We start from the raw sequence: 25,494 nt of genomic DNA, 5'->3' as shown, positions 1-25,494 counted from the left end.
TCAGGCCGTCCCCTGCCCGTACCCCTTCAGCTTGTCGCCCGCCTCCCTCACCTGGTCCGGGGTCAGCAGGCTCGGGGTGTGGCCCGGGACCGAGGCCGCCGTCAGCCAGAGGTGGCACATCCATTCGAGCTGGGCCGTGTCGGTGAAAGCGCGGTCGAGGGTGGGGGCGTACGCGAGGGTGCCGTGGTTCTGGAGGAGGCAGGCCGTGCGGTCCTGGAGGGCCGTGAGGATGTGGTCGGCGAGCTGCTCGGTGCCGTACGTCGCGTAGGGGGCCACCCGGACCGGGCCGCCCAGGGCCCCCGTCATGTAGTGGACCGCCGGGAGTTCGGGGACGAGGGTGGAGACGGCCGTCGCGTGGACGGCGTGGGTGTGGACGACGGCTCCGGCGTCGGTCGCGCGGTAGACCGCGAGGTGCATGGGGAGTTCGCTGGTCGGCCGGAGCGTGCCGAGGACCTGGGTGCCGTCGAGGGCGACGCCCGTGACGTCCTGGGGCCCCAGCCGGTCGTACGGAACGCCTGTCGGTGTGATCAGGACCACGTCTGCGAGCCGGACCGAGACGTTTCCCGATGTGCCCACCACGAGTCCGTCGGTGACCGTGCGGCGTGCCGTCACGATCAAGGACTCCCATGCCGCGGCCTCTTCGGGACGCGGGCGCCTCTGCTCAGCCATACGGGTGATCCTGCCAGGTGTCGGAGTCATGCCCACAGTGACACCGCGAAGCCCTGTCCAGTTCATCTTCCGTTCATCCAGGTTACCTACCTTCAACCTGCCGATTACTACGAACGATTGTCTGGGTAAATGGAAAGCTTCTCGCTGATCCTCGCGATAGTGGTAGTAACCGCTCTCGCGTTCGATTTCACGAACGGTTTCCACGACACAGCCAACGCGATGGCCACCACCATCTCGACCGGCGCACTGCGACCCAAGGTGGCGGTGGCCATGTCCGCCGCACTGAACCTGGTGGGGGCGTTCCTCTCCGTGGAGGTCGCGAACACGATCTCCAAGGGACTTGTCGACGAAAGCGGTATACGACCCGAGGTGATCTTCGCGGCGCTGGTCGGCGCGATCCTCTGGAACCTGCTGACCTGGCTGGTCGGCCTCCCCTCCAGCTCCTCGCACGCCCTGATGGGCGGCCTGATCGGCGCGACGCTGGCCTCGGCCGGGACCGGCGCGGTGCACGGCGACGTACTGGTCACGAAGGTGCTGATTCCCGCAGTGGCCGCGCCGATCGTCGCCGGGGTCGCCGCGATGCTGGCGACGCGGCTGTCGTACACCCTGGCGAAGAAGGCCGACGGAAACGCGGCAGAAAAGGGTTACCGGTTCGGGCAGATCGCCTCGGCCGGGCTCGTCTCGCTGGCGCACGGCACGAACGACGCGCAGAAGACGATGGGCATCATCACGTTGGCGCTCGTCGCGGGCGGCTCGCTCGCGCCCGACTCGGACCCGCCCACCTGGGTCATCCTCTCCGCCGGTCTCGCGATCGCGCTCGGCACGTACCTGGGCGGCTGGCGCATCATCCGCACGATGGGCAAGGGCCTCACCGACCTCCAGCCGCGCCAGGGGTTCGCGGCGCAGACGTCCGCCGCGACGGTCATCCTCGCGTCGTCGCACCTCGGCTTCTCCCTCTCCACCACGCACGCGGTCTCCGGGTCCGTGATGGGCGCGGGGCTCGGCCGCAAGGGCGGGGTCGTGCGGTGGTCCACCGCCACGCGGATGTTCGTCGCGTGGGGGCTGACGCTGCCGGCCGCCGCGCTGGTCGGGGCGCTCGCGGAGTCGGTCACGGACCTGGGCGACTGGGGTACGGCCGCCGTCGCGGTGTTCCTCGTCGCGTCGAGCGCCGCGATCTGGAAGGTCTCGCGGCGTGAGGTCGTGGACCACAACAACGTGAACGACACGGACGACGCCGTCAGTTCCGCGCCGGAGACCGGTGCCGCCGACATCAAGGTCGTCATCCCCTCCCCGGCGACCGCCACCACCGACCCGGCCGCTCCCCCGGCCGCGACCGTCTGACCCCGAAGGACACCGCAACCATGAAGATCGACTGGTCCGCACTCGGCTCCGTCTTCGGTGTCAGCCTCGTGGTCACCGTCGGGATCGTGACCCTCTTCACGCTGGGCGTGATGGGCCTCTCCCGCCACGAACGCGCCCAGGCCGGCGGGGGTTCGGCGGCGCTCGCGGTGACGGGGGCGTACGCGTGTTTCGCGGCGTGCCTGGGGGCTGTGGCGTACGGCATCAGCCTGATCGTCGCCTGAGCCCGCCGGAAACCGGCAGCAACCGTTTGCACAACCCCGTGCGGCTTCGGCCGTGCGGGGTTTCGTGCGCGGGCGTGGGCCGGGTCACGTGTGGGGCCGTGTGGGGTTCTGCACACTCCGCTCTCGCAGGTCAACGGTGAGTTGACGGCTGTTTGAGGCCCGTGGTGGACTGCCAGGGCCATGTACGGCGGCTCAGGAGGAAGTCCGGTGCGAATCCGGCGCGGTCCCGCCACTGTGACCGGGGTAGTCATCCCCGGGAGCCAGGAACTCCCACCGCCGGTCTCGTCGAACCAGGGCGTGGACACCCTGAGTGAGGACATATCGCCATGCTCGGCCGCCGATTGAGGTACCGACTCCGACCGCTGACCGTTCCCACGGCCGGCTGAGCCGATGGGTGCCGATCGCATCTACGCGTACGGCGCCGCCGCCGGACTCCTCGGTGACCTGCTGTTCGGCGATCCCCGCCGGGGGCATCCGGTCGCCGCGTTCGGGCGCGCCGCGATGTCTGTGGAGCGGGTGTTGTGGCGCGACCACCGAGGGTGGGGGGCGCTGCACACTGCCGTCTGCGCGGGGGGCGCGGTGGCTCTCGGCGCGGCCTTGCAGGCTTCCGTACGTCGCTCCCCCGCCGCTTCCCTCGCCCTGACCGGCGTCGCCACCTGGGCGGTCGTCGGTGGTACCTCCCTCGCCCGCGAGGCCCGGCACATCGGGCGGTCACTGGAGGCCGGGGACGTCGACGCGGCGCGGGCGCGGCTGCCGCATCTGTGCGGGCGCGATCCGCAGGCGCTGGACGCCGACGGGATCGCGCGGGCCGTTGTGGAATCGGTTGCTGAGAACACGTCCGACGCGGTGGTGGGCGCGCTGGTGTGGGGGGCCGTGGGCGGGGTGCCGGGGCTGCTCGGGTTCCGGGCCGTCAACACGCTCGACGCGATGGTGGGGCACCGGTCGGCTCGGCATCTGCGGTACGGGTGGGCGTCCGCTCGGCTCGACGATGTCGCCGGGTGGCCGGGGGCTCGGCTGACGGCCGTGCTCGCGTGTGTTGCCGGGGACGATGCGCGGGGGGCTGTGCGGGCCTGGCGGGCGGACGCGGTGAGGCATCCGAGCCCCAATGCGGGGCCGGTGGAGGCGTCGTTCGCGGGGGCGTTGGGGGTGCGGATGGGGGGGACCTTGTCTTATGCGGGTCGTGTTGAGCATCGGCCTGTGCTCAATGGGGGTGGGCGGGGGGTTGTTGTCGGGGACATCGAGCGGGCGGTACGGCTGTCGCGGCGGGTGAGTTGGCTGGCGCTGGGGGCGACAGTCGCTGGACGGATGTTGTGCAAACGGTTGCTGAAAAAGGGGGCCAGCGTATGAGCGGCGGGCTACTGGTTGCCGGGACCACCTCCGACGCCGGGAAGAGTGTCGTCACCGCCGGGATCTGTCGGTGGCTCGTACGGCAGGGCGTGAAGGTCGCGCCGTTCAAGGCGCAGAACATGTCCCTCAACTCGTTCGTGACCCGCGAGGGTGCCGAGATCGGGCGGGCGCAGGCCATGCAGGCGCAGGCGTGCCGGATCGAGCCGACCGTGCTGATGAACCCCGTGCTGCTGAAGCCCGGCGGGGAGCGGAGCAGTCAGGTCGTGCTGATGGGGAAGCCCGTCGGCGAGATGGACGCGCGCCGGTATCACGGGGGGCGGCAGGAGCAGCTTCTCGGGACGGTGCTCGACTGCCTCGCCGAACTCCGGTCCACGCACGACGCGGTGATCTGCGAGGGCGCCGGTTCCCCCGCCGAGATCAATCTGCGGCGCACCGACATCGTCAACATGGGCATCGCCCGGGGCGCGAGGCTCCCCGTGCTGGTGGTCGGGGACATCGACCGGGGCGGCGTCTTCGCCTCGTTCTTCGGGACGGTCGCCCTGCTCTCGCCGGAGGACCAGGCGCTGGTCGCCGGGTTCCTGGTGAACAAGTTCCGCGGCGATGTGTCGCTGCTGGAACCGGGGTTGGAGATGCTGCGCGGGCTGACCGGACGGTCGACGTACGGGGTGCTGCCGTTCAGGCCGGGCCTCGGGATCGACGAGGAGGACGGCATGGCGGTGTCCCTGCGGGGCGCCGTACGGGAGTCCTCACTCGCACCGCCGGTCGGTGACGAGATCCTCCGGGTCGCCGTCTGCGCCGTGCCGTTGATGTCGAACTTCACGGACGTGGACGCGCTGGCCGCCGAACCCGGCGTGGTGGTGCGGTTCGTGGACCGGCCGGAGGAACTCGCGGACGCGGACCTGGTCGTCGTACCCGGAACTCGGGGGACGGTGAAGGCACTTGAGTGGCTCAAGGCGCGAGGGCTGGCCGTCGAGCTGGCGCGCAGGGCCGCCGCCGGGAGGCCAACTCTGGGGATCTGCGGCGGTTTTCAGCTGCTCGGCGAGCGGATCGAGGACGACGTCGAGTCGCGCGCCGGGGTCGTCGACGGGCTCGGACTGCTGCCCGTGCGGGTGCGGTTCGCCCGTGAGAAGACCTTGACCCGGCCGGTGGGCGAGGCCCTCGGGGAGCGGGTCGAGGGGTACGAGATCCACCATGGGATCGCCTCGGTCGATGGGGGCGAACCCTTCCTGGACGGCTGCCGGGTCGGCGCCGTCTGGGGTACGCACTGGCACGGCTCGCTGGAGTCGGACGGTTTCCGGCGGGCCTTCCTGCGCGAGGTGGCCGCCGCCGCGGGCCGCCGCTTCGTGCCCGCCGCCGACACCTCGTTCGCCGCGCTGCGCGAGCAACAGCTCGATCTGCTCGGCGACTTGATCGAACAGCACGCGGACACAGATGCGCTTCTGCGACTCATCGAGTCGGGAGCGCCGCAAGGACTGCCCTTCATCCCCCCGGGAGCGCCCGCATGAGCACAGTTTTGCTGTTGTCGACCGCCGACACGGACCTGTTGGCGGCGCGCGCCTCCGGCGCCCCGTACCGGATCGGCAACCCGACCCGGGTGGACGTCGCCGGGGAACTCCCGGCGCTGATCGAGGGCGCCGACATCGCTGTCGTCCGGCTCCTGGGCGGCAAGCGGGCCTGGGAGGACGGGCTCGCGGCGCTCAAGTCGGCGGGTATTCCTACCGTGTTGCTCGGTGGCGAGGCCGTACCCGACGCGGAGCTGATGGCCGAGTCGTCGGTGCCGGCCGGGGTCGTGGCGGAGGCGCTGCGCTACCTCGTCGAGGGCGGGTCGGCGAACCTCGTCGAACTCGCCCGATTCCTCTCCGACACCGTGCTGTTGACCGGTGAGGGGTTCGAAGAGCCGCAGAAGATGCCGGAGTTCGGCGTTCGCGGGGAGCGTGCCTGCGTCGAGGGCCGTCCCACCGTCGGCGTCCTCTTCTACCGGGCCCACGAGTTGAGCGGCAACACCTCCTTCGTCGACACCCTGTGCGACGCGATCGAGGCGCGCGGCGCCAACGCCCTTCCCGTGTACTGCGGTTCGCTGCGCGGTGCGGACGCCGGGCTGTACGAACTCCTGGGCGGGGCCGACGCGTTGGTGGCGACCGTCCTCGCGGCCGGGGGCACGCACGCCTCGGACGCCTCGGCCGGCGGTGACGAGGAGGCGTGGGACATCGGCGCGCTCGCCGACCTCGACATCCCTGTGCTGCAAGGGCTTTGCCTCACCTCGTCGCGGGCCGCGTGGGACGAGTCGGACGCCGCGCTCTCCCCCATGGACGCGGCGATGCAGGTCGCGATCCCCGAGTTCGACGGCCGGATCATCACCGTCCCGTTCTCCTTCAAGGAGCAGGGCCCGGACGACGTCCCGGTGTACGTCGCCGACCCCGAGCGGGCCGGGCGGGTCGCCGGAATCGCCGTACGGCACGCGCAGTTGAAGCACAAGCCGAACGCGGAGAAGAAGGTCGCGCTGGTCTTCACGGCGTACCCGACGAAGCACTCCCGGGTCGGCAACGCGGTCGGTCTGGACACGCCCGCTTCGGCGGTGCGGGTGCTGGACGCGCTGCGGGACGCCGGGTACGGGGTCAGTGGATACCCGTCCGAGGGCGACGAGTTGATCCACCGGCTCATCGAGGCCGGTGGGCATGACGTGGAGTGGCTGACCGAGGCGCAGTTGGCGTCCGCGCCCGCGCGGGTGCCGCTCGCCGACTACCAGGCGTGGTTCGACAAGCTGGACCCGGAGTTGCGGGACGCGATGACCGAGGCGTGGGGCGAGCCGCCGGGGTCGCTGTACGTGGACGGCGACGACATCGTCCTGGCCTCCCTCCAGTTCGGGAACGTCGTCGTGATGATCCAGCCGCCGCGCGGCTTCGGGGAGAACCCGATCGCGATCTACCACGACCCGGACATGCCGCCGTCGCACCACTACATGGCCGCGTACCGCTGGCTCGACAACTCGTTCGGCGCGGACGCGATCATCCACATGGGCAAGCACGGCACGATGGAGTGGCTGCCGGGCAAGGGCCTCGGCCTGAGCGGCGGTTGCGCCCCCGACGCCGTACTCGGTGAACTGCCGCTGATCTACCCGTTCATCGTCAACGACCCCGGCGAGGGGACGCAGGCGAAGCGGCGCGGGCACGCGACCGTCGTCGACCACCTGGTGCCGCCGATGGCCCGCGCGGACACGTACGGGGACCTCGCGAAGCTGGAGCAACTCCTCGACGAGTACGCCCTCGTGAGCGATCTCGACCCGGTGAAGGCGCCTGCGGTGCGGGCGCAGATCTGGACGCTGGTGAAGGCCGCCGAGCTGCATCACGACCTGCATGTCGACGAGCAGCCGGGGGACGACGCCTTCGACGAGTTCGTCATGCACATCGACGGCTACCTCTGCGAGATCAAGGACGTGCAGATCCGCGACGGGCTGCACATCCTCGGCGGCGGACCGGTCGACGAGGCTCGTGTGAACCTCGTGCTGGCCGTGCTGCGGGCCTCCCAGGTGTGGGGCGGCCAGGCGAACGCGCTGCCGGGTCTGCGGGCCTCCTTCGCCGCCCATTTCGGGCTGGTCGAGAAGGAGTTGCTCGCCGAGCCGGGGGCCGCGCTGAAGGTGCCGGTGGAGTTGAGCGAGCTGGTGGAGGGTCCCGCGCGGACCGCCGCCGACGCGATCGACCTGCTGGAGCAGCTGTGCCGGCGGGTCGCGCTCGGGATGGAGGAGCGGGGCTGGGCGGTGGAGGGCGTGCCCGCTCTGGTGCGTGAGGTGCTCGGGACCGAACTGCCGGACGCCGTGGCCGTGTTGACGTTCGCCTGCGAGGAGGTCGTGCCCCGGCTGGCCCGGACGACGGACGAGATCGGTCACATCTTGCGTGCGCTGGACGGGGGTTACGTCCCCGCCGGGCCCTCCGGGTCGCCGACGCGCGGTCTCGTCAACGTCCTGCCGACCGGCCGCAACTTCTACTCCGTCGACCCCAAGGCCATTCCCTCGCGGCTGAGTTGGGAGGTCGGGCAGGCGCTCGCCGACTCGCTCGTGCAGCGGTACCTGGCGGACACCGGGGAGTACCCGAAGTCCGTCGGGCTCACCGTCTGGGGCACCTCCGCGATGCGCACCCAGGGCGACGACATCTCCGAGATCCTCGCGCTGCTGGGCTGCCGTCCCGTGTGGGACGACGCGTCCCGCCGCGTCACCGGGTTCGAGGTCGTCCCCCTGGACGAGCTGGGCCGCCCCCGCATCGACGTCACCGTCCGCATCTCCGGCTTCTTCCGGGACGCGTTCCCGCACGTCGTCGGCCTGCTCGACGACGCCGTACGCGCGGTCGCGGACCTGGACGAGCCCGCCACGGGGAACTTCGTCAAGGCGCACGCCGACGAGGACACGGCCGAGCACGGCGACCGACGCCGGGCCACGGCTCGCATCTTCGGCTCCAAGCCGGGTGCGTACGGGGCCGGGTTGCTGCCGCTGATCGACGCGCGGAACTGGCGGTCGGACGCGGATCTCGCCGAGGTGTACGCGGTGTGGGGTGGTTACGCGTACGGGCGCGGGCTGGACGGGCGGGCGGCTCGGGGGGACATGGAGATGGCGTTCAAGCGGATCGCTGTCGCCGCGAAGAACGTCGACACCCGCGAGCACGACCTCGTCGACGCCGACGACTACTTCCAGTACCACGGCGGCATGGTCGCCATGGTCCGGCACCTCACCGGCACCAACCCCGAGGCGTACGTGGGGGATTCGGCGACACCGGACCAGGTGAAAACCCGCACGCTCGGCGAGGAGACCCACCGCGTGTTCCGCGCGCGCGTGGTCAACCCCCGCTGGATGGCTGCGATGCGGCGACACGGGTACAAGGGCGCGTTCGAGATGGCCGCGACCGTGGATTACCTGTTCGGGTACGACGCGACGGCCGGTGTGGTCGACGACTGGATGTACGAGAAGCTCAGCGCCGAGTACGTCTTCGACCCGGAGAACCGCGACTTCATGAAGAAGTCCAACCCGTGGGCGCTGCGCGGGATTACGGAGCGGCTGCTTGAGGCCGCCGACCGTGGGCTGTGGGCGGAGCCCGACGCGGACACGCTGGAGCGGCTGCGTGCCACGTACCTGGAGCTTGAAGGCGACTTGGAGGGCGACCAGTGAGTACTCCGTTTCCGTTCACGGCAGTTGTGGGGCAGGACGATCTGCGGCTTGCGCTGCTGCTGAACGCCGTGTCGCCCGCTGTGGGTGGCGTGTTGGTGCGCGGGGAGAAGGGGACCGCCAAGTCGACTGCTGTGCGGGCGCTTTCGGCGCTGCTGCCTGCGGTGGATGTGGTCGCCGGGTGTCGGTTCTCCTGTGATCCGGCGGCTCCTGATCCGGCTTGTCCTGATGGGCCGCACGAGGCCGGCGGTGATGCTCAACGTGCCGCTCGGATGGTCGAGTTGCCTGTCGGGGCGTCCGAGGACCGGCTGGTGGGTGCGCTGGATATCGAGCGTGCGCTTGCCGAGGGTGTGAAGGCGTTCGAGCCGGGACTCCTCGCCGACGCTCATCGCGGGATTCTGTACGTCGATGAGGTCAACCTCCTGCACGATCACCTCGTCGACCTCTTGCTCGACGCCGCCGCCATGGGTGCGTCGTACGTCGAGCGCGAGGGCGTGTCCGTGCGGCATGCCGCTCGGTTCCTGCTCGTCGGGACCATGAACCCTGAAGAAGGCGAGCTGCGACCGCAGTTGCTCGACCGGTTCGGGTTGACCGTCGAGGTCGCCGCCTCCCGCGAACCCGATCAGCGCGTCGAGGTCGTGCGGCGGCGGCTCGCGTACGACGACAACCCGGCCGAGTTCTCGGAGCGTTGGGCCGGCGAGGAGGCTGCTGTACGGCAACGGATCGTTGCCGCGCGGGAGTTGTTGCCGTCCGTGCTGCTCGGGGACGGGGTGTTGCGGCAGATCGCGGCTACCTGTGCGGCCTTTGAGGTCGACGGGATGCGGGCCGACATCGTGATGGCGCGTACCGCTACCGCGTTGGCCGCGTGGGCGGGGCGGACCGAGGTGCTGGCGGAGGATGTGCGGCAGGCCGCGTTGCTGGCGCTGCCTCATCGTCGTAGGCGAAATCCCTTTGACGCGCCGGGACTTGACGAGGACAAGCTCGACGAGACGTTGGAGGAGTTCTCGGGGGAGTCTCCTGAGGACGATCCCGATCCGGACGGGCCCGGTGGGGGTGGCGGGCAGCCGTCACCCCAGGACGGGCAGGGAGACGGTGGAGCCGCCGCCCAGCCCGAGGCCGGGGAGGGCGGGGAGCCTGTAGGAGGGGGCGGCGGCGAGCAGTCCGCCGTACGGGCCTCCGAGCCGTTCCGTACCAAGGTGTTGAGCGTGCCGGGGATCGGCGAGGGGGCTGCCGGGCGGCGGTCTCGGGCGCGTACCGAGCACGGTCGTACGACAGGGGCCCGGCGGCCTCAAGGGGCGCTCACCAAGCTGCACTTGGCGGCGACCGTGCAGGCCGCCGCGCCGCATCAGCGGGCTCGGGGGCGGTCCGGGCCGGGGCTGGTCGTGCGGCGGGACGATCTGCGGCAGGCGTCGCGAGAGGGGCGGGAGGGGAACCTCGTGCTCTTCGTCGTCGACGCGTCCGGGTCCATGGCCGCTCGGCAGCGGATGAGCGCTGTGAAGGGGGCCGTGGTGTCGTTGCTGCTCGACGCGTATCAGCGGCGCGACAAGGTGGGGTTGGTGACGTTCCGGGGGACCTCCGGGGATCTCGCGCTGCCTCCTACCTCGTCCGTCGACGCCGCCGCCGCTCGGCTGGAGTCGCTGCCTACCGGGGGGCGTACGCCTCTTGCCGCCGGGCTGTTGAAAGCCCATGACGTGCTGCGAGTTGAGCGGTTGCGGGATCCGGCTCGGCGGGCGCTCGTCGTCGTCGTGACCGATGGGCGGGCCACCGGGGGGCCCGAGCCGGTCGCTCTTGCCGGGCGTGCCGCTCGGCTGTTCGCCGCCGACGGGGTCGCCTCCGTCGTCGTCGACTGTGAGTCGGGGCCTGTGCGGTTGGGGCTCGCGGGGCAGCTCGCGGGTGAGCTGGGGGGTACGGCCGTCACGCTCGACGAGCTGCGCGCCGATTCAATTGCCGGGCTGGTCAAGGATGTTCAGAGGAGGGCCGCGTAATGCCTCAGGGGCAGCCGAGTGTGGTGCCGGACGACGGGCTGACGACCCGTCAGCGTCGTAATCGGCCACTTGTCGTCGTACACACGGGAGTTGGGAAGGGGAAGTCGACCGCCGCGTTCGGGCTCGCCCTGCGCGCCTGGAATCAGGGGTGGCCCATCGGGGTGTTCCAGTTCGTCAAGTCCGCGAAGTGGAAGGTCGGGGAGGAGAACGCTCTTCGCGTGCTCGGGGCTTCCGGTGAGGGCGGGTCCGTCAACTGGCACAAGATGGGTGAGGGGTGGTCCTGGGTCCAGCGGGACGACCAGATGGACAACGAGGAGAAGGCTCGGGAGGGTTGGGAGCAGGTCAAGCGGGATCTCGCCGCCGAGACGTACAAGCTGTACGTGCTCGACGAGTTCGCGTATCCGATGCACTGGGGGTGGGTCGACACCGATGAGGTCGTCGATGTGCTGCGAAATCGGCCTGGTACCCAGCATGTTGTGATCACCGGGCGTAACGCTCCCGAGAAGCTGGTCGCCGTCGCCGATCTCGTCACCGACATGTCCAAGGTCAAGCATCCGATGGACGCGGGGCAGAAGGGGCAGAGGGGTATCGAGTGGTGAGGTCCGTTCCTCGGTTGGTCATTGCCGCGCCGGCTTCCGGGAGCGGGAAGACCACTGTTGCCACGGGGTTGATGGCCGCGTTCGCCGCGCGGGGGGTTGTCGTGTCTCCGCACAAGGTGGGGCCGGACTATATCGATCCCGGGTATCACTCGCTGGCTGCTGGGCGGGTGGGGCGGAATCTCGACGCGTACCTCTGTGGGCCGGAGTTGGTCGCTCCCCTGTTCCTCCACGGGGCTCAGGGGTGCGATCTCGCCATCGTCGAGGGCGTCATGGGGATGTACGACGGGGCCGCCGGTGAAGGGGAGTTGGCGTCCACGGCTCAGGTCGCGAAGTTGTTGCGGGCGCCGGTGGTGCTGGTCGTCGACGCGTCGTCGCAGTCCCGGTCCGTTGCCGCGCTGGTGCATGGGTTCGTTTCCTGGGATCCCGAGGTTCGGGTGGGGGGTGTGATCCTCAACAAGGTGGCGTCCGACCGGCATGAGGAGTTGTTGCGGGAGGCGTTGGAGGGGGTCGGGGTGGCGGTGTTGGGGGTGTTGCGGCGGGTTGCTCAAGTGGATGTGCCTTCTCGGCATCTTGGGTTGGTGCCGGTGATTGAGCGGCGGGGGGCGGCTGTTGAGGCTGTGGCGGCGATGGCTGCGCAGGTCGCCGAAGGGTGTGACCTGGAGGCGTTGGAGGCGTTGGCGCGTACTGCTGGTGAGGTACCAGGGGGCTCTGCCCCCTGGACCCCCGCCTCGCCCACCCTCCACCCGACTCAGTTGGATGAAGGGTTGACGTCGCAGGGCGTTGCAGATCCGCCAACTGGCAAGCCTGTCATCGCTGTTGCTGGTGGGGCCGCCTTCAGTTTTTCCTATGCCGAGCACACCGAACTGCTTGCCGCTGCCGGGGCTGACGTCGTGAGCTTTGACCCGTTGCGAGATGAGGCGCTTCCCGACGGGACCTCCGGGGTTGTCATCGGGGGTGGGTTTCCCGAGGTGTATGCCTCTGAGTTGTCCGGAAATGAGGCTCTGCGTAAGGCCGTTACCTCGTTGGTCGAGGGTGGGGGTCCTGTTGCTGCCGAGTGTGCCGGGTTGCTTTATCTGTGTCGGGAGCTTGACGGGGTTCCCATGTGCGGAGTTATCGATGCCTCCGCTCGCATGAGTGAGCGGCTGACCCTCGGGTATCGGGATGCCGTTGCCGTCAGTGAGAGCGTGCTCGCCGGGGTCGGGACGCGGATGCGGGGGCACGAGTTTCATCGGACCGTGGTCGAACCGGGGGCCGGCGCCGCTCCTGCCTGGGGGTTTCGAGGGGCTCGGGGTCGAGTGGAGGGGTTCGTGGCGCGTAATGTGCACGCGAGTTATTTGCATACGCATTGGGCTGGTGAGCCCGGTGTGGCCCGTCGGTTCGTGGAGAGGTGCCGGACGTCATGAGCAGCAAGCTGGTCGGGGTCGGTGTGGGGCCGGGGGATCCGGAGCTGGTGACCGTCAAGGGGGTCAACGCGCTGCGGGACGCGGATGTCGTCGTCGTACCCGTGATGGATACCGGCGAACGCGGGCGCGCTGAAGCGACCGTGCTGCACTACGTCCCGGAGGACAAGGTCGTACGGATCGTCTTCGCGTTGAACGAGCGCAGTGACCGCGGTCGGCGTGAGGCTGCCTGGGATGCCGCCGGGGAGCGGGTCGCCGGGTTGTTGCGGGAACATGCGGCTGTTGCGTTCGCGACCATCGGGGACCCGAACGTGTATTCGACGTTCACCTATCTCGCGCAGACCGTCGCGGAGCTGGTGCCGGGGACGGTCGTCGAGACCGTGCCGGGGATCACGGCGATGCAGGACCTCGCGGCGCGGTCGGGGGCCGTGCTGACGGAGGGGACCGAGCCGTTGACGCTCGTGCCGGTGACAGCGGGGGCGGCGGTGCTGAAGGAGGCGCTCGCGGGGGCCGGGACCGTCGTGGCGTACAAGTTCGGGCGGCAGGCGGCGGAGGTCGTCGAGGCGCTCCGGGAGACCGGGCGGATCGAGGGGGCCGTGTGGGGGGCTTCGCTGGGACTTGAGGGCGAGACCGTGCGGGCCGCGTCGGAGCTGGACGGGGAGCCGTTGCCGTATCTGTCGACGCTGATCTCGCCGGCGCGGCGGGAGAGCGGGCGGGGTGGGAAGTTGTGAGACCGGTTGCACAACCCTCACCCCGCCAGTCCCACCACCAGCCAGATGAACGCCGCCCCCGCGATCGTGCACAGGACCGTCGAGCGGGCCGGGTGGTCGTGGTGGGCCTCGGGGAGGATCTCGGCGGCGGCGAGGTAGAGGAGGGCGCCGCCGAAGAAGCCGAGATAGCCGCCGAGCAGTTGCTCCGGGACGGTGATGAACGTCGTCGAGAGGGCGCCGGCGACGGGGGCGGCGGCGTCCGCGAACAGCATGGTCAGGGCCTTGCGGCGGGCGTTTCCGTAGAGGCTCGTGATCGTGTACGTGTTGAAGCCGTCGGCGAAGTCGTGGGCGATGACGGCGAGCGCGACGGCCGTCCCCATGCCCCCGCCGACCTGGAAGGCCGCGCCGATGGCGACGCCGTCCATGGCGCTGTGGCCGACCATCGCGGCGGCGGCCGTGAGACCGACCTCGGGGGCGCGGCCGTCATGTTCCTCGGCGCCGTGCGCGGCCTGGCGGAGCGCGAGGAGGCGTTCCACCAGATGGGCCAGCAGGAATCCGGCGACGAAGAGCAGGAGGGCGGCGGGGACGCCGTACACCTCGGTGCCCGCCGCGTCGAGGGCCTCGGGGAGCAGGTCGAGGCCGACGACCCCCAGCATCAGGCCGCCCGCCAGGCCCAGCACCAGATGGCGACGGTCGGTCACACGCTGCGCCGTCCAACCACCGGCCAGCGTCATCAGGAACGCGCCGAGCGCGACGAAGACCGCCATGAGGACTTCGTATCCGATCTCCCCTTGTTCGCGCATGTCCGCAGGTCGGCGGCCCGTACGGCCGCCGGTGTGCCGGTAACGCTCCAGTAACCCCTTTCTGAAAGGACTCTCCCCCATGGCCGATGCCCCCACCGGCAAGGTGACGTTCGTCGGTGCCGGCCCCGGCGCCGCCGATCTGCTGACGTTCCGGGCCGCCCGGGCCATAGCCGAGGCGGACGTGGTGATCTGGGCGGCGAGCCTGGTCCAGGCGGAGGTGCTGGACCACGCGCGCGAGGGTGCGGAGGTCCTCGACTCGGCGACGATGTCGCTGGAGGACGTCGTCGCCGTGTACGAGCGCGCGTACCTGGACGGCCTGAAGGTGGCCCGCATCCACTCCGGTGACCCGGCGCTGTGGGGCGGGACGCAGGAGCAGCTCGACCGGTGCGAGGAACTCGGCATCGAGACGGAGATCGTGCCCGGGGTGTCGTCGTTCTCGGCGGTCGCGGCGATCGCGGGGCGCGAGCTGACGGTCCCGGAGGTCGCGCAGTCCGTCGTCCTGACCCGTCTCGGCGGCGGCAAGACGCCGATGCCGCCCGGCGAGGAGGTGCGGGAGTTCGCGCGGCACGGTACGACGATGGCGGTCTTCCTGTCGGCGGCGCGCAGCGGACAGCTCGTGCGGGAGCTGCTCGAAGGGGGTTACCCGACGTCGACGCCGGTCGTGATCGCCTACCAGGCCACGTGGCCCGAGGAGTTGGTCGTGCGGTGCACGATCGAGACGCTGGAGGAGACCGTCAAGGAGCACAAGCTGTGGAAGCACACGCTGTTCCTGATCGGCCCGGCGCTCGGCGCGCGCGGCACCCGCTCGCACCTGTACCACCCCGGCCACTTCCACGGCTACCGCAAGGCCGACCCGGAGGCGCGCAAGGCGCTGCGGCGTGAACGGGGTGCGAGTACGTGATCACCGTCGTCGGTACGGGGACCGGTTCGCCGGTTCCCCAAGAGGTGCTGGACGGCGCGGAGTTGGTCGTCGGGGGGCGGCGGCATCTGTCCGCGGTCGCGCTTCCCGAGGGTGCCTCGACGGTCGTTCTCGGCCCGCTCGCGCCCGCGTTCGACGTCGTCGAGAAGTACGTCGGTGAGGGGCGGCGCGTCATCGTGCTCGCCTCCGGTGATCCGGGGTTCTTCGGGGTCGTGCGGGCGCTCGCCGAGCGGTTCGGGCCGGGGGCGCTGGACGTGCGGCCGGGGGTGTCGTCGGTGGCAACCGCCTTCGCCCGGCTGGGAGTTGTCTGGGACGACGCGGTCGTGGTGAGCGCGCACGGGCGGGACCCCCGGGTCGCCGTGAACGTGTGCCGGGCGTTTCCCAAGGTGGCCGTGTTGACCGGGCCCGGGGGCGGGCCCGCCGAGCTAGGGGCCGGACTCCTCGGGTACGAGCGGGAGTTGGTCGTCGGGACGGCGCTGGGTGATCCGGCGCTGGAGCGGGTGGAGCGGGTGACGCCCGAGGAGGCGGCTGTGCGGGACTGGGGTACGGCGGTGAGTGTCGTGCTGTGTCTCGACGCGCGGCGCTCCGGTTCTCAAATGCGGTCGCTGGCAGGGGGGTTCGCCTTTCCGGAGGGGTGGGCGCTGGCGGAGGGCGACTTCGCGCACCGGGACTCGATGATCACGAAGTTCGAGGTGCGGGCGCTCGCGCTGGCCCGACTCGGGCCCCGGGCCGGGGAGTTGGTGTGGGACGTGGGGTCCGGGTCGGGGTCCGTGGCCGTGGAGTGCGCACGGTTCGGGGCTGCCGTGTCGGCCGTCGAGAAGGCGGCGGACGGGGTGGAGCGGGTGCGGGCGAATGCCGCCGCGCACGGGGTCGACGTCCATGTGGTGCATGGGGTCGCGCCTTCTGCTTTGGCTCAACTCGACGATCCTGACGCCGTGTTCGTGGGCGGTGGGGGCGGTGAGCTGCCTGCCATCGTCGCCGAGTGCGCTCGGCGGGCGCGGCGGGTGGTCGTCGTGGCGATGGCCGCGCTCGACCGGGTGCCCGCCGTGCGGGCGGCGCTGTCCGGTGCCGGGTTCTCCTGTGACGGGGTGCTGTTGCAGTCGTCGCGGCTCGCGCCGCTGCCGGGGGATGTGACGCGGCTCGCGGCCACCAATCCCGTGTTTCTGCTGTGGGGCGTGCGAACGTCCTTTTCTGACGAAGGAGTTGCTCAGTGATCGGCCTGATTTCCGCCACGTCGGCGGGGGCTGCGGCACGGGAGAGGCTGGCCGTGGCCTGGCCGGACCGTACGCGGGTGTACGACGGGGCGGTGGGGGACGCCCTGCGGGCCGCGTTCGCGGAGTGCGAGCAGGTGGTGTGCTTCCTGGCGACGGGGGCGACGGTGCGGATCCTCGCGCCGCTGCTGTCGGACAAGGGGTCCGACCCCGGGGTGGTGTGTGTCGACGAGGGCGCGCGGTTCGCCGTGTCACTGCTCGGCGGGCATGGCGGTGGAGCCAATGAACTCGCCGTGGAGGTCGGGGAGTTGCTGGGGGCTCAGCCTGTGGTGACCACGGCTACCGACTCCGTCGGGGTGGCCGGTCTCGACATGCTCGGGGTGCCGGTCGAGGGGGATGTGGCGGCCGTGTCGCGGGCTCTGCTCGACGGGGAGCGGGTCGTGCTGGCGGCGGAGGTGCCGTGGCCGTTGCCTCCGGTGCCGTTCGCCGCCGACGGTTCGTACACGGCGCGGTTGACGGACCGCGCTGTCCAACCGGCGTCCCGGGAAGTCCTGTTGCGTCCGCCGTCCCTCGTCGTCGGGGTCGGCGCCTCCAAAGGTGCGCCCGTCGACGAGGTGCTGTCGGTGATCGAGGACGCCTTGCGGGACGCGGGGCTGTCGGCTCGTAGCGTCGCTCAACTCGCTACGGTGGACGCCAAGTCGGAGGAGCCCGGCATCCTGGAGGCCGCCGCGCGGCTCGGGGTGCCCGTAGTGACGTACTCCGCCGAGGAGTTGGCCGGGGTCGAGGTGCCGAATCCCTCGGACGCGCCGCTCGCTGCCGTGGGGACGCCGTCCGTCGCGGAGGCCGCCGCGCTGGTCGGGGGTGGTGAACTCCTCGTCCCCAAGCGGAAGTCGGCGGGTTCCCCGGCGATGGCGACCTGTGCTGTCGTACGGCGTCCCACGCGCGGCCGGCTCGCGGTCGTCGGGCTCGGTCCGGGGGCCCGGGATCTCCTCACGCCGCGCGCGAAGGCGGAGTTGCGGCGGGCGTCCGTGCTCGTCGGCCTGGATCAGTACGTCGATCAGGTCCGCGACCTGCTGCGGCCCGGAACTGTCGTGCTGGAGTCGGGACTTGGCGCCGAGGAGGAGCGCGCGCGGACCGCTGTCGCCGAGGCGCGCAAGGGCCAGGCCGTCGCGCTGATCGGCAGCGGGGACGCGGGCGTGTACGCGATGGCGTCGCCCGCGCTGGCCGAGGCCTCGGACGACATCGACGTCATCGGCGTACCCGGGGTGACCGCCGCGCTCGCGGCCGGGGCGATCCTGGGGGCGCCGCTCGGGCACGACCACGTGTCGATCAGCCTCTCCGACCTGCACACGCCGTGGGAGGTCATCGAACGGCGCGTACGGGCGGCGGCCGAGGCCGACTTGGTCGTCACGTTCTACAACCCCCGTTCGCGGGGCCGGGACTGGCAGTTGCCGAAGGCGCTGTCGCTGCTGTCCGAGCACCGGTCTTCCGCGACCCCTGTGGGTGTCGTGCGCAACGCCTCGCGCGTCGACGAGTCGAGCCGGGTGTCCACCCTGGGTGAACTCGACCCGGCGACGGTCGACATGATGACCGTCGTGACCGTGGGCAACACGGCCACCAGGATCATCGCGGGGCGCATGGTGACGCCGCGCGGCTACCGCTGGCAGGAGGAGGCGCGGTGAGCCCGATCGCAGGGGACCCGACGAACCGGGTCGTCCACCCCATCGAGCAGGAGTCCTTCCGGCGGCTGCGCGCCCGCCTGGACACCTCGCACTTCCCGCCCCTGTCGCGGGCGGTGGTGGAGCGGGTCATCCACTCCGCCGCCGATCTGGAGTACGCGGCTGATCTCGTCCTGGACGAGGGCGAGTTGGCGGCGGCGCACACCGCGCTGCACGCCGGTGCGCCCGTCGTCGTCGACGTGGAGATGGTCGCGGCCGGCATCACCCGGCGGGAGACCGTCTGCCGGCTGAAGGACGCCAAGTCCGGTCCGGGGCTGACCCGTTCGGCCCACGCGGTCCGGCTGGCGTACGAGGAGGTCGGGCCGGGGGCGATCTGGGTGATCGGCTGTGCGCCGACCGCGCTGGAGGAGCTGCTGACCCTGGACGCCTCCCCCGCCCTCGTCATCGGTCTGCCCGTCGGGTTCGTCGGGGCGGCCGAGTCGAAGGCCGCGCTGCGCGGGAGCGGGCTGCCCGCCGTGTCCAACGTGTCCGAGAAGGGCGGTTCGGCGGTCGCCGCCGCCGCGCTCAACGCCCTGCTGTACCAACCGAGTTCCGCTTCCGAGGAGATTCAGTGACCACCCCGCCGCCCGCCCTGCTCATCGCCGGCCACGGCACCCGGGACGACGCCGGAGCCGAGGCGTTCCGCGACTTCGTACGGGAGTTGGGGCGCCGTAACCCTCAACTCCCGGTGGCGGGCGGCTTCATCGAGCTGTCCCCGCCGCCGCTCGGCGACGCCGTGACCGAACTGGTGGAGCAGGGTGTCCGCCGCTTCGCCGCCGTCCCGCTGATGCTGGTGTCCGCCGGGCACGCCAAGGGCGACATCCCCGCCGCGCTCGCCCGCGAGAAGGAGCGCCACCCCGGGATCTCGTACACCTACGGCCGTCCGCTGGGCCCGCATCCGGCTCTGCTCGCGGTGCTGGAGCGGCGGTTGGAGGAGGCGCTCGGCGGTTCGTCCGCGCGCACACCCGAGGACCGCGCCGACGTCATGGTGCTGCTCGTCGGGCGCGGTTCGACCGACCCGGACGCCAACGCCGAGGTGTACAAGGCGGCCCGGCTGCTGTGGGAGGGGCGCGGGTACGCCGGTGTCGAGACCGCGTTCGTGTCGCTCGCGGCGCCGGACGTGCCGAGCGGGCTCGACCGGTGCGTGAAGCTGGGTGCGCGGCGGATCGTCGTCCTCCCCTACTTCCTGTTCACCGGCATCCTGCCGGACCGGGTCCGCCACCAGACCGAGGGGTGGGCCGCCGCGCATCCCGAGGTGGAGGTCTTCTCCGCCGAAGTCATAGGCCCCGAGCCGGAGTTGCTGGATCTGGTGATGGAGCGGTACACGGAGGCCGTCCAGGGCGACATCCGGATGAACTGCGACTCGTGCGTGTACCGGATCGCGCTGCCCGGCTTCGAGGACAAGGTGGGGGCGGCGCAGCAGCCGCACTTCCACCCCGACGACGACGGCCACCATCACCACGGCCACTCCCACGGCCACTCGCACTCCCATGCCCACTGACAGCCACGATCTGCGCCACCACGGCGACGCCGAGGTCCGCGACGACGGTTCCCATCTCGTCGACCTCGCCGTCAACGTCCGTGCGGACACGCCGCCTTCGTGGCTGCGGGCGCACATCGCCGACTCGCTGACCGGCCTGGCCGCCTATCCCGACGGCCGGGCCGCGCGGGCCGCCGTCGCGGCGCGGCACGGGCTGCCGGTGGAGCGGGTGCTGCTGACGGCGGGGGCGGCGGAGGCGTTCGTGCTGCTGGCTCGCGCCCTGAAAGTCCGTCAACCTGTCGTCGTGCACCCGCAGTTCACCGAGCCCGAGGCGGCTCTTCGGGATGCCGGGCACGCTGTGGGGCGCGTGCTGCTGCGGGCCGAGGACGGGTTCCGGCTAGACCCGGGGCTGGTTCCCGAGGATGCGGACCTGGTGGTGATCGGCAACCCGACGAATCCGACGTCGGTGTTGCACCCCTCCTCGTCGATCACCGAACTCGCCCGTCCTGGGCGGGTGTTGGTGGTCGACGAGGCGTTCATGGACGCGGTGCCGGGTGAGCGGGAGGCACTCGCCGGGCGAACCGACGTACCCGGCTTGGTGGTTCTGCGGAGCCTGACGAAGACGTGGGGGCTGGCGGGGCTGCGGATCGGGTACGTGCTCGCGGAGCCGGAGATCGTCCGGGCGCTGGAGCGGGCGCAGCCGCTGTGGCCGGTGTCGACGCCTGCGTTGGCGGCTGCGGAGGCGTGTGTGTCGGCGCGGGCGCTGACGGAGGCGGAGGGGGCGGCGCGGCGGATTGCCGTAGACCGGGCTCACCTGGTGGATGGGTTGCGGGAGTTGGGGGTACGTGTGGTGGGGCCGGCGGAGGGGTCGTTCGTGTTGGTGCGGGTTGAGGGGGCGGAGGGTGTGCGGGAGCGGTTGCGGGAGTCGGGGTACGCCGTGCGGCGGGGGGACACGTTTCCGGGGCTGGACGGGGAGTGGTTGAGGCTGGCGGTGAGGGACAGGGGGACGGTAGAGGGGTTCTTGGCGGCGCTGGAGAAGGTGCTGCGGGGATTCTGAGCGTCGTTCGGTGCATTGAAAGGCGCCGGGCAACTCGTGCTTTTTTAGGGGCGCGGGGAACTGCGCGACCAGCCACAATGGCGCCGCACCCGCCACTGTTCCCCGCGCCCCTCCCCTTTAGGCGCTAATTCCTACGACCCCGCCGAGCCAAAAACACCGCTCCCCCACCCACCGCAAGCAACGCAGCAGCACCCCCTGCGATATACGACGTACTCGAACTCCCCCCGGTCTCCGCGAGGTTCGCCTCAACCGGCTCCCCCTTCGGCTCAACAGCCGCCTCCCCCTGCGGCTCGGCCTGCTGCTTCACAGGAGCCGCAGGCGTCTCACAGGTCGACTTAACCAGCGTCAACGACCCCTGCACCTCAGCAACATTGAGGCTCAACGGATTGACGCTGACGGAGAGTTCAAGCGCGGTGGCCGCAGCCGTACGGGACGTGGTCTCCCGCTTGGACAGATCAAGCCGCACCTCACCGACCCCGGGCACCTTGACCTCGGTAGTACCCCCGGCGGACACCGTGACCTTCTTGCCCAGCACGGTCACCGCCCCCAACAGATTCGCGTCGGCGACAGGAGCCTTCCCGACCTCACAGACCGCCTTCGAACTCACCGCCTCGATCTCGACGAGGGACAACAACGGCAACCCGGGAACGTGAAGTTTCGCGTGGGCAAGCCGACTTGACGCCTCGGCCTTGCCCTCCTGGACATCCGCCTTCGCCTCGGCGACATCCGCCCGGAGGACGCTGAACGGCTGCCCCTTGTCGACCCCGTCGAGACTGGCCGAGAGCGCGGTCTTCTCCGCGGACGCGGGCGCCTGGACCTCGTTCAGCGAGACGGCCAGGGGGACTTGGACCGTCTTGTTGAGGAGGGAGACGTCAAGCCCGGTACGCAGGACGACGGCGCTGGCACGGCCCTCCTCGGTAGCATGCGCGGCGCTCGCGCCGACCAGGACCGCGGGACCTGCGGCCAGGACGGTAGCCGTCGCCATCGCGGCGAAACGGCGTGCGGGCATACGGAAGTTGGTGTTAGTCACTGTGGTGGGACCCTCAGTAGAAATTGCTCGGGACCCCGAAAGAATTACGCAGTACGAGCGAACGGTCAGCGAACCAGGACGAGTTCACACGATCGTGGGTACGTCATTCACTTGTTCGACACAGCGTCACCTCATGACACGGCCGTTCAGCACCACGTGTGACGGATCGGCCAGTACCCGTACGTCCGTTCGCGGGTCCTGCGCGTAGACGACGAGGTCGGCGGGGGCACCCTCGTCGAGGCCGGGCCGCCCGAGCCATGCGCGTGCTTTCCATGTCGTCGCCGCGAGCGCCTCGACGGGAGGGATCCCGGCGGTGACGAGTTCGGCGACCTCCTCGGCGACGAGCCCGTGCGGGAGGGTGCCACCGGCGTCGGTGCCGACGAAGACGGGGATCCCGGCGTCGTACGCGTTGCGGACCGTGTCGTAGCGGCGTTCGTGCAGGCGGCGCAAGTGGTCCGCCCAGTGGGGGAACTTCGCCTCGCCGCCTGCCGCGAGGGTCGGGAACGTCGCGATGTTGACGAGGGTGGGGACGATGGCGACGCCGCGTTCCGCGAAGAGGGGGATGGTGTCGTCGGTGAGGCCGGTGGCGTGCTCGACGCAGTCGATGCCGGCCTCTACGAGGTCGCGCAGGGAGTCCTCGGAGAAGCAGTGCGCGGTGACTCGGGCGCCGAGGCTGTGCGCTTTGCTGATAGCGGTTTCTACCGCTTCCCGGGGCCACGTCGGGGTGAGGTCGCCGACCTCGCGGTCGATCCAGTCGCCGACCAACTTGACCCAGCCGTCGCCTCGTCGGGCCTCCCGGGCGACGTACTCCGTGAGGTCCTCGGGTTCGATCTCGTGGGCGTAGCCTCGGATGTAGCGGCGGGTGCGGGCGATGTGGCGGCCGGCTCGAATGATCTTCGGGAGGTCGTCGCGGGTGTCTGCCCAGCGGGTGTCGGAGGGGGAGCCTGCGTCGCGGATCAGGAGGGTTCCCGCTTCGCGGTCGGTGAGGGCCTGTTGCTCGGCGATGTCCTGTTCAACGGGGCCGTGAGGGCCGAGGCCGACGTGGCAGTGGGCGTCTACGAGGCCGGGAAGCGTCCACCCCTCGACCGTGTGGATTTCGCGAGCGGTGGGGGGACGGTCGTAGGAGACTCGGCCGTCGATGACCCAGAGGTCGTCGCGGATGTCGTCCGGCCCGACGAGGATTCGGCCCTTCACGTGCAGCACCGCTTGATCGTTCATGCCGTGCACGATAGTTCTTCGGGTGCGGGCGCGTTGTGGCTGGTCGCGCAGTTCCCCGCGCCCCTAAAAGATGTCGTCCTCGCCGTCGATCCCCGTCGCCGCCGGGTCCAGTAGCCGTGACAAGAACAGGCGAGTGCGCTCATGAGCCGGGTTCGCGATGACCCTGCTCGGCGGTCCCTCCTCCACCACCACCCCGCCGTCCATGAACACCACCCTGTCCGCAACTTCGCTTGCGAACGTCATCTCGTGCGTGACCACCATCATCGTCATGCCGTCGTCCGCCAGCATCCGCATCACCGCGAGGACGTCGCCGACCAGCTCGGGGTCCAGGGCGGACGTGGGTTCGTCGAAGAGCATCACCTCGGGGCCCATCGCCAACGCCCGGGCGATGGCTACGCGTTGCTGCTGGCCGCCGGAGAGGGAGGCGGGACGGGCGTGGGCCTTGTCCTGGAGGCCTACGCGGATGAGGTTCTCGTGGGCCACGCGTTCGGCGGTCCTCTTGTCCCGCTTCAGGACCCGGCGTTGGGGGAGGGTGAGGTTCTCGGTGACGGTGAGGTGCGGGAAGAGGTTGAACTGCTGGAAGACCATGCCGATCTGGCGCCGGGCCGCGTCGATGTCCACGTCGGGGTCGGTGAGTTCGACTCCGCGTACGACGACTTTTCCGCGGGTCGGCTGTTCGAGCAGGTTGACGCAGCGCAGGAGCGTCGACTTGCCGGAGCCGGAGGGGCCGATGACGCAGACGACCTCGCCGCGTGCGACCTCCAGGTCGATGCCGCGCAGGACCTCGTTGTCGCCGAACGCCTTGTGGAGGCCGGTGACTTGGATCTCAGGGCCGCTCACTTGGACTCCATCCGCCGGACCACGAACCCGAGCGGCACGGTCACCAGCAGATAGCAGAGCCCCGCGACCAGGATCGGCGTCGAGTTGGCCGTCGTACTCGCCAAGTCCCGCCCGTACTTGGACAGTTCGCGTTCCTCCAGGGTGACGCCGAGGAGCAGCACCAGCGACGAGTCCTTGAACAGGATGATCAGTTCGTTGGTGAGCGGCGGCAGGATGATGCGGACGGCCTGCGGGATGACGACGGAGAGCATCGCGCGGACAGGGCTGAAACCGAGTGAACGGGCCGCCTCCGTCTGCCCTTTGGGGACCGCCTGGATGCCGGCACGGAACGTCTCCGCCATGTACGCGGCGCCGACGAGGCCGAGGGCGAGCGCGGCCTTGCCGTACGTGCCGCCGACGATCTCGGTGCCGGGGAAGGCGAGCGGGACGGCGACGCCGATGAAGACGAAGATGAGCAGGGCGGGCAGGCCCCGGAAGATCTCGATGTAGACCCCGGCGACCCAGCGGTAGGGGCCGACGGACGACAGCCTCATCAGCGCGATGACCAGGCCGAGCACGAGGCCGAGGGCGAACCCCGACAGGGTGTACAGGACCGTGTTCTTGAGGGCCAGCGTGATGACGTCCGGGAACATCTGGCGGGCGATGTCTCCTTGCGCGAACTGGTTGCGCAGGCGTCCCCAGTCGGCGCCGAGGGCGAAGGCGAGGACGGCGGCGACGAAGACGGCGTACTGGGCGGCGCGGCTCAGCCGCTGTTTCTGGCGTCTCGTCAACTTGGCCGCCTGCACGCCCTGTTCGGTCATGACGCGGACGGCGAGGCCGCTGCGGCGTCGTACGGGCCGATCCACTTCTCGTACAGCGTCTTGTACGTGCCGTCCGAACGGGCCTGTGCGAGCGCCTTGTTGATGGCGGCGAGGAGTTTCGTGTTGCCCTTCTTGACCGTGAAGCCGTACTGCTCACCGGTGTTGAGGTTGTCGACGACCTTGAAGGCGTCCGCGTTGGCCTTGGTCTTCAGCCAGCCTTGTACGACCGGGTAGTCGATGATGACGGCCTTGACCTGGCCGGTGCGCAGGCCGTTGAGGACGGCGTCGGAGGACTCGAAGGAGACCGGGTCGAAGCCCTGTTTCTTCGCGTAGTCCTCGCCGGTCGTCTGGGCCTGTGCGCCGAGCTTGGCGTTCTTCGTCTTGACGTCGGCGAGCGAGGTGAGGCCGCTCTTGCTGTCGACCAGGACGGCTTGGGTGGCATCGAAGTAGGGGTCGGAGAAGTCGACGTTCTTCTTGCGTTCGGCGGTGATGGTCATGCCGGCGGCGGCCACGTCGCACTCCCCCGAGTTGAGGAAGGCGCCGGTCTTGAAGTTCTCGAAGGGGGTGTCGAGGATCGTCTGCTTGACGCCGAGGTCCTTGGCGACGAGGTCGATCAGGGAGACGTCGAAGCCCTGCACCTTGCCGTCGATCTCCGACTGGAACGGCGGGTAGGGCAGGTGGGTGCAGGTGGTGAGCTGTCCGGCCTTGGCGAGCTGCACGCCTCCTGCGGCCGTCTTGGAACCACCGTCGTCGCTCGACGTGCAGGCGGTGAGGGCGGCGAGGAGGAGGGCTGCGGCGGTGAGGGCCTTCAGGCGGGTACGGCGGCCGGGGAGCGGGTGCACGTGGACCTCCGTAGGGGGTTGCCCTGGTATTCCCTGATGTAGCTCTGCGGTCGTAGTGATGTAGTACCGACGATCAGGGAGGCCGGGCCGTCTCTCAAATCGGGCCGGGGGTGGTGGGGGCCGTACGGATGAAC

At 70.5% G+C, this 25,494-nt stretch carries 22 protein-coding genes and 1 riboswitch; of the genes, 15 read left to right on the top strand and 7 right to left on the bottom strand.

What is annotated here, in order from left to right:
* Positions 1 to 669 (bottom strand): class II aldolase/adducin family protein, encoded by a 669-nt coding sequence (locus J8M50_RS14815; RefSeq protein WP_010355583.1) that lies wholly within the window; start codon positions 667 to 669, stop codon positions 1 to 3.
* A 129-nt stretch (positions 670 to 798) separates the two neighbouring features.
* On the opposite strand from J8M50_RS14815, the gene J8M50_RS14810 reads away from it, so the two are divergent.
* From J8M50_RS14810 to cobI, 9 genes are all read left to right on the top strand, one after another.
* Positions 799 to 2,010, top strand: a complete 1,212-nt coding sequence (locus J8M50_RS14810; protein WP_010355581.1) for an inorganic phosphate transporter — start codon at positions 799 to 801, stop codon at positions 2,008 to 2,010.
* Positions 2,011 to 2,030: 20 nt separating this feature from the next.
* The gene (locus tag J8M50_RS14805) at positions 2,031 to 2,252 is read left to right on the top strand and encodes a hypothetical protein (protein ID WP_010355580.1); all 222 of its coding nucleotides are present in this window, start codon (positions 2,031 to 2,033) and stop codon (positions 2,250 to 2,252) included.
* Positions 2,253 to 2,400: 148 nt separating this feature from the next.
* Positions 2,401 to 2,541, top strand: a riboswitch (cobalamin riboswitch).
* A 101-nt stretch (positions 2,542 to 2,642) separates the two neighbouring features.
* Positions 2,643 to 3,599 (top strand): cobalamin biosynthesis protein, encoded by a 957-nt coding sequence (locus J8M50_RS14800; protein WP_010355579.1) that lies wholly within the window; start codon positions 2,643 to 2,645, stop codon positions 3,597 to 3,599.
* Positions 3,596 to 5,104 (top strand): cobyric acid synthase, encoded by a 1,509-nt coding sequence (locus tag J8M50_RS14795; protein ID WP_010355578.1) that lies wholly within the window; start codon positions 3,596 to 3,598, stop codon positions 5,102 to 5,104. Before J8M50_RS14800 ends, J8M50_RS14795 begins: the two co-directional genes overlap by 4 nt.
* Positions 5,101 to 8,751 carry a cobaltochelatase subunit CobN gene (gene cobN / locus J8M50_RS14790; RefSeq protein WP_029184120.1) on the top strand — a complete coding sequence of 1,217 codons (3,651 nt, stop codon included), beginning with the start codon at positions 5,101 to 5,103 and terminating at the stop codon, positions 8,749 to 8,751. Before J8M50_RS14795 ends, cobN begins: the two co-directional genes overlap by 4 nt.
* A complete protein-coding gene (locus J8M50_RS14785; protein ID WP_029184119.1) occupies positions 8,748 to 10,733 on the top strand; it encodes a putative cobaltochelatase in 1,986 nt (661 codons plus the stop codon). Before cobN ends, J8M50_RS14785 begins: the two co-directional genes overlap by 4 nt.
* Complete coding sequence (gene cobO, locus J8M50_RS14780) at positions 10,733 to 11,332, top strand: cob(I)yrinic acid a,c-diamide adenosyltransferase (protein ID WP_010355571.1); 600 nt, start codon at positions 10,733 to 10,735, stop codon at positions 11,330 to 11,332. The genes J8M50_RS14785 and cobO overlap by 1 nt, the downstream gene beginning before the upstream one ends.
* Positions 11,326 to 12,735 carry a cobyrinic acid a,c-diamide synthase CobB gene (locus tag J8M50_RS14775; RefSeq protein ID WP_010355570.1) on the top strand — a complete coding sequence of 470 codons (1,410 nt, stop codon included), beginning with the start codon at positions 11,326 to 11,328 and terminating at the stop codon, positions 12,733 to 12,735. Before cobO ends, J8M50_RS14775 begins: the two co-directional genes overlap by 7 nt.
* Positions 12,732 to 13,463: a precorrin-2 C(20)-methyltransferase gene (gene cobI / locus J8M50_RS14770; protein WP_040837096.1), complete on the top strand. Its 732-nt coding sequence runs from the start codon at positions 12,732 to 12,734 to the stop codon at positions 13,461 to 13,463. Before J8M50_RS14775 ends, cobI begins: the two co-directional genes overlap by 4 nt.
* Positions 13,464 to 13,480: 17 nt before the next feature.
* Here the strand turns inward: cobI and J8M50_RS14765 are convergent, their stop codons facing one another.
* The gene (locus tag J8M50_RS14765) at positions 13,481 to 14,209 is read right to left on the bottom strand and encodes a ZIP family metal transporter (protein WP_010355568.1); all 729 of its coding nucleotides are present in this window, start codon (positions 14,207 to 14,209) and stop codon (positions 13,481 to 13,483) included.
* Positions 14,210 to 14,324: 115 nt separating this feature from the next.
* Here J8M50_RS14765 and cobM point away from each other — a divergent pair, with 115 nt between their 5' ends.
* The 6 genes from cobM to cobC are packed head-to-tail and all read left to right on the top strand — an operon-like array spanning position 14,325 to position 20,630.
* A complete protein-coding gene (cobM, locus tag J8M50_RS14760) occupies positions 14,325 to 15,146 on the top strand; it encodes a precorrin-4 C(11)-methyltransferase (RefSeq protein WP_010355567.1) in 822 nt (273 codons plus the stop codon).
* On the top strand, positions 15,143 to 16,378 hold the full coding sequence (locus tag J8M50_RS14755; RefSeq protein WP_010355566.1) for a bifunctional cobalt-precorrin-7 (C(5))-methyltransferase/cobalt-precorrin-6B (C(15))-methyltransferase: 1,236 nt from the start codon (positions 15,143 to 15,145) through the stop codon (positions 16,376 to 16,378). The genes cobM and J8M50_RS14755 overlap by 4 nt, the downstream gene beginning before the upstream one ends.
* Positions 16,375 to 18,057 (top strand): precorrin-3B C(17)-methyltransferase, encoded by a 1,683-nt coding sequence (cobJ, locus tag J8M50_RS14750; protein ID WP_010355565.1) that lies wholly within the window; start codon positions 16,375 to 16,377, stop codon positions 18,055 to 18,057. The genes J8M50_RS14755 and cobJ overlap by 4 nt, the downstream gene beginning before the upstream one ends.
* The gene (locus J8M50_RS14745) at positions 18,054 to 18,668 is read left to right on the top strand and encodes a precorrin-8X methylmutase (protein ID WP_010355564.1); all 615 of its coding nucleotides are present in this window, start codon (positions 18,054 to 18,056) and stop codon (positions 18,666 to 18,668) included. Before cobJ ends, J8M50_RS14745 begins: the two co-directional genes overlap by 4 nt.
* Entirely contained in the window at positions 18,665 to 19,594 is a 930-nt protein-coding gene (locus tag J8M50_RS14740) for a sirohydrochlorin chelatase (protein ID WP_010355563.1), read from the top strand. Before J8M50_RS14745 ends, J8M50_RS14740 begins: the two co-directional genes overlap by 4 nt.
* Positions 19,584 to 20,630 carry an Rv2231c family histidinol phosphate aminotransferase CobC gene (gene cobC / locus J8M50_RS14735; RefSeq protein ID WP_010355562.1) on the top strand — a complete coding sequence of 349 codons (1,047 nt, stop codon included), beginning with the start codon at positions 19,584 to 19,586 and terminating at the stop codon, positions 20,628 to 20,630. Before J8M50_RS14740 ends, cobC begins: the two co-directional genes overlap by 11 nt.
* Positions 20,631 to 20,754: 124 nt before the next feature.
* Here the strand turns inward: cobC and J8M50_RS14730 are convergent, their stop codons facing one another.
* The 5 genes from J8M50_RS14730 to J8M50_RS14710 form a co-directional block, all read right to left on the bottom strand.
* A complete protein-coding gene (locus J8M50_RS14730) occupies positions 20,755 to 21,639 on the bottom strand; it encodes an SCO1860 family LAETG-anchored protein (protein WP_010355561.1) in 885 nt (294 codons plus the stop codon).
* A gap of 147 nt (positions 21,640 to 21,786) precedes the next feature.
* Positions 21,787 to 22,878, bottom strand: coding sequence for an amidohydrolase family protein (locus tag J8M50_RS14725; protein WP_010355560.1), 1,092 nt, complete (start codon positions 22,876 to 22,878; stop codon positions 21,787 to 21,789).
* 63 nt (positions 22,879 to 22,941) lie between these two features.
* Positions 22,942 to 23,718 (bottom strand): amino acid ABC transporter ATP-binding protein, encoded by a 777-nt coding sequence (locus J8M50_RS14720; protein WP_010355559.1) that lies wholly within the window; start codon positions 23,716 to 23,718, stop codon positions 22,942 to 22,944.
* Complete coding sequence (locus J8M50_RS14715; protein WP_029184117.1) at positions 23,715 to 24,518, bottom strand: amino acid ABC transporter permease; 804 nt, start codon at positions 24,516 to 24,518, stop codon at positions 23,715 to 23,717. The genes J8M50_RS14720 and J8M50_RS14715 overlap by 4 nt, the downstream gene beginning before the upstream one ends.
* The gene (locus J8M50_RS14710; protein WP_010355557.1) at positions 24,515 to 25,360 is read right to left on the bottom strand and encodes a transporter substrate-binding domain-containing protein; all 846 of its coding nucleotides are present in this window, start codon (positions 25,358 to 25,360) and stop codon (positions 24,515 to 24,517) included. The genes J8M50_RS14715 and J8M50_RS14710 overlap by 4 nt, the downstream gene beginning before the upstream one ends.
* Positions 25,361 to 25,494 lie beyond the last annotated feature (134 nt).

Source organism: Streptomyces acidiscabies, from assembly GCF_020010905.1.
In the GTDB taxonomy this organism is placed as follows: Bacteria; Actinomycetota; Actinomycetes; order Streptomycetales; family Streptomycetaceae; genus Streptomyces; species Streptomyces acidiscabies.
The sequence above is the reverse complement of the archived record's forward strand: the minus strand, read 5'-3'. Positions and strand labels throughout refer to the sequence as shown.

What these genes read in the sequence shown, in the direction of transcription:
- cobM (WP_010355567.1), top strand. Translation starts at nt 14,325, where the DNA reads ATGGCCGATGCCCCCACCGGCAAGGTGACGTTCGTCGGTGCCGGCCCC.
- J8M50_RS14815 (WP_010355583.1), bottom strand. Translation starts at nt 669, where the DNA reads ATGGCTGAGCAGAGGCGCCCGCGTCCCGAAGAGGCCGCGGCATGGGAG.
- J8M50_RS14805 (WP_010355580.1), top strand. Translation starts at nt 2,031, where the DNA reads ATGAAGATCGACTGGTCCGCACTCGGCTCCGTCTTCGGTGTCAGCCTC.
- J8M50_RS14725 (WP_010355560.1), bottom strand. Translation starts at nt 22,878, where the DNA reads ATGAACGATCAAGCGGTGCTGCACGTGAAGGGCCGAATCCTCGTCGGG.
- cobO (WP_010355571.1), top strand. Translation starts at nt 10,733, where the DNA reads ATGCCTCAGGGGCAGCCGAGTGTGGTGCCGGACGACGGGCTGACGACC.
- J8M50_RS14730 (WP_010355561.1), bottom strand. Translation starts at nt 21,639, where the DNA reads ATGCCCGCACGCCGTTTCGCCGCGATGGCGACGGCTACCGTCCTGGCC.
- J8M50_RS14715 (WP_029184117.1), bottom strand. Translation starts at nt 24,518, where the DNA reads ATGACCGAACAGGGCGTGCAGGCGGCCAAGTTGACGAGACGCCAGAAA.
- cobC (WP_010355562.1), top strand. Translation starts at nt 19,584, where the DNA reads ATGCCCACTGACAGCCACGATCTGCGCCACCACGGCGACGCCGAGGTC.
- cobI (WP_040837096.1), top strand. Translation starts at nt 12,732, where the DNA reads ATGAGCAGCAAGCTGGTCGGGGTCGGTGTGGGGCCGGGGGATCCGGAG.
- J8M50_RS14765 (WP_010355568.1), bottom strand. Translation starts at nt 14,209, where the DNA reads ATGGCGGTCTTCGTCGCGCTCGGCGCGTTCCTGATGACGCTGGCCGGT.
- J8M50_RS14810 (WP_010355581.1), top strand. Translation starts at nt 799, where the DNA reads ATGGAAAGCTTCTCGCTGATCCTCGCGATAGTGGTAGTAACCGCTCTC.
- J8M50_RS14795 (WP_010355578.1), top strand. Translation starts at nt 3,596, where the DNA reads ATGAGCGGCGGGCTACTGGTTGCCGGGACCACCTCCGACGCCGGGAAG.
- cobN (WP_029184120.1), top strand. Translation starts at nt 5,101, where the DNA reads ATGAGCACAGTTTTGCTGTTGTCGACCGCCGACACGGACCTGTTGGCG.
- J8M50_RS14800 (WP_010355579.1), top strand. Translation starts at nt 2,643, where the DNA reads ATGGGTGCCGATCGCATCTACGCGTACGGCGCCGCCGCCGGACTCCTC.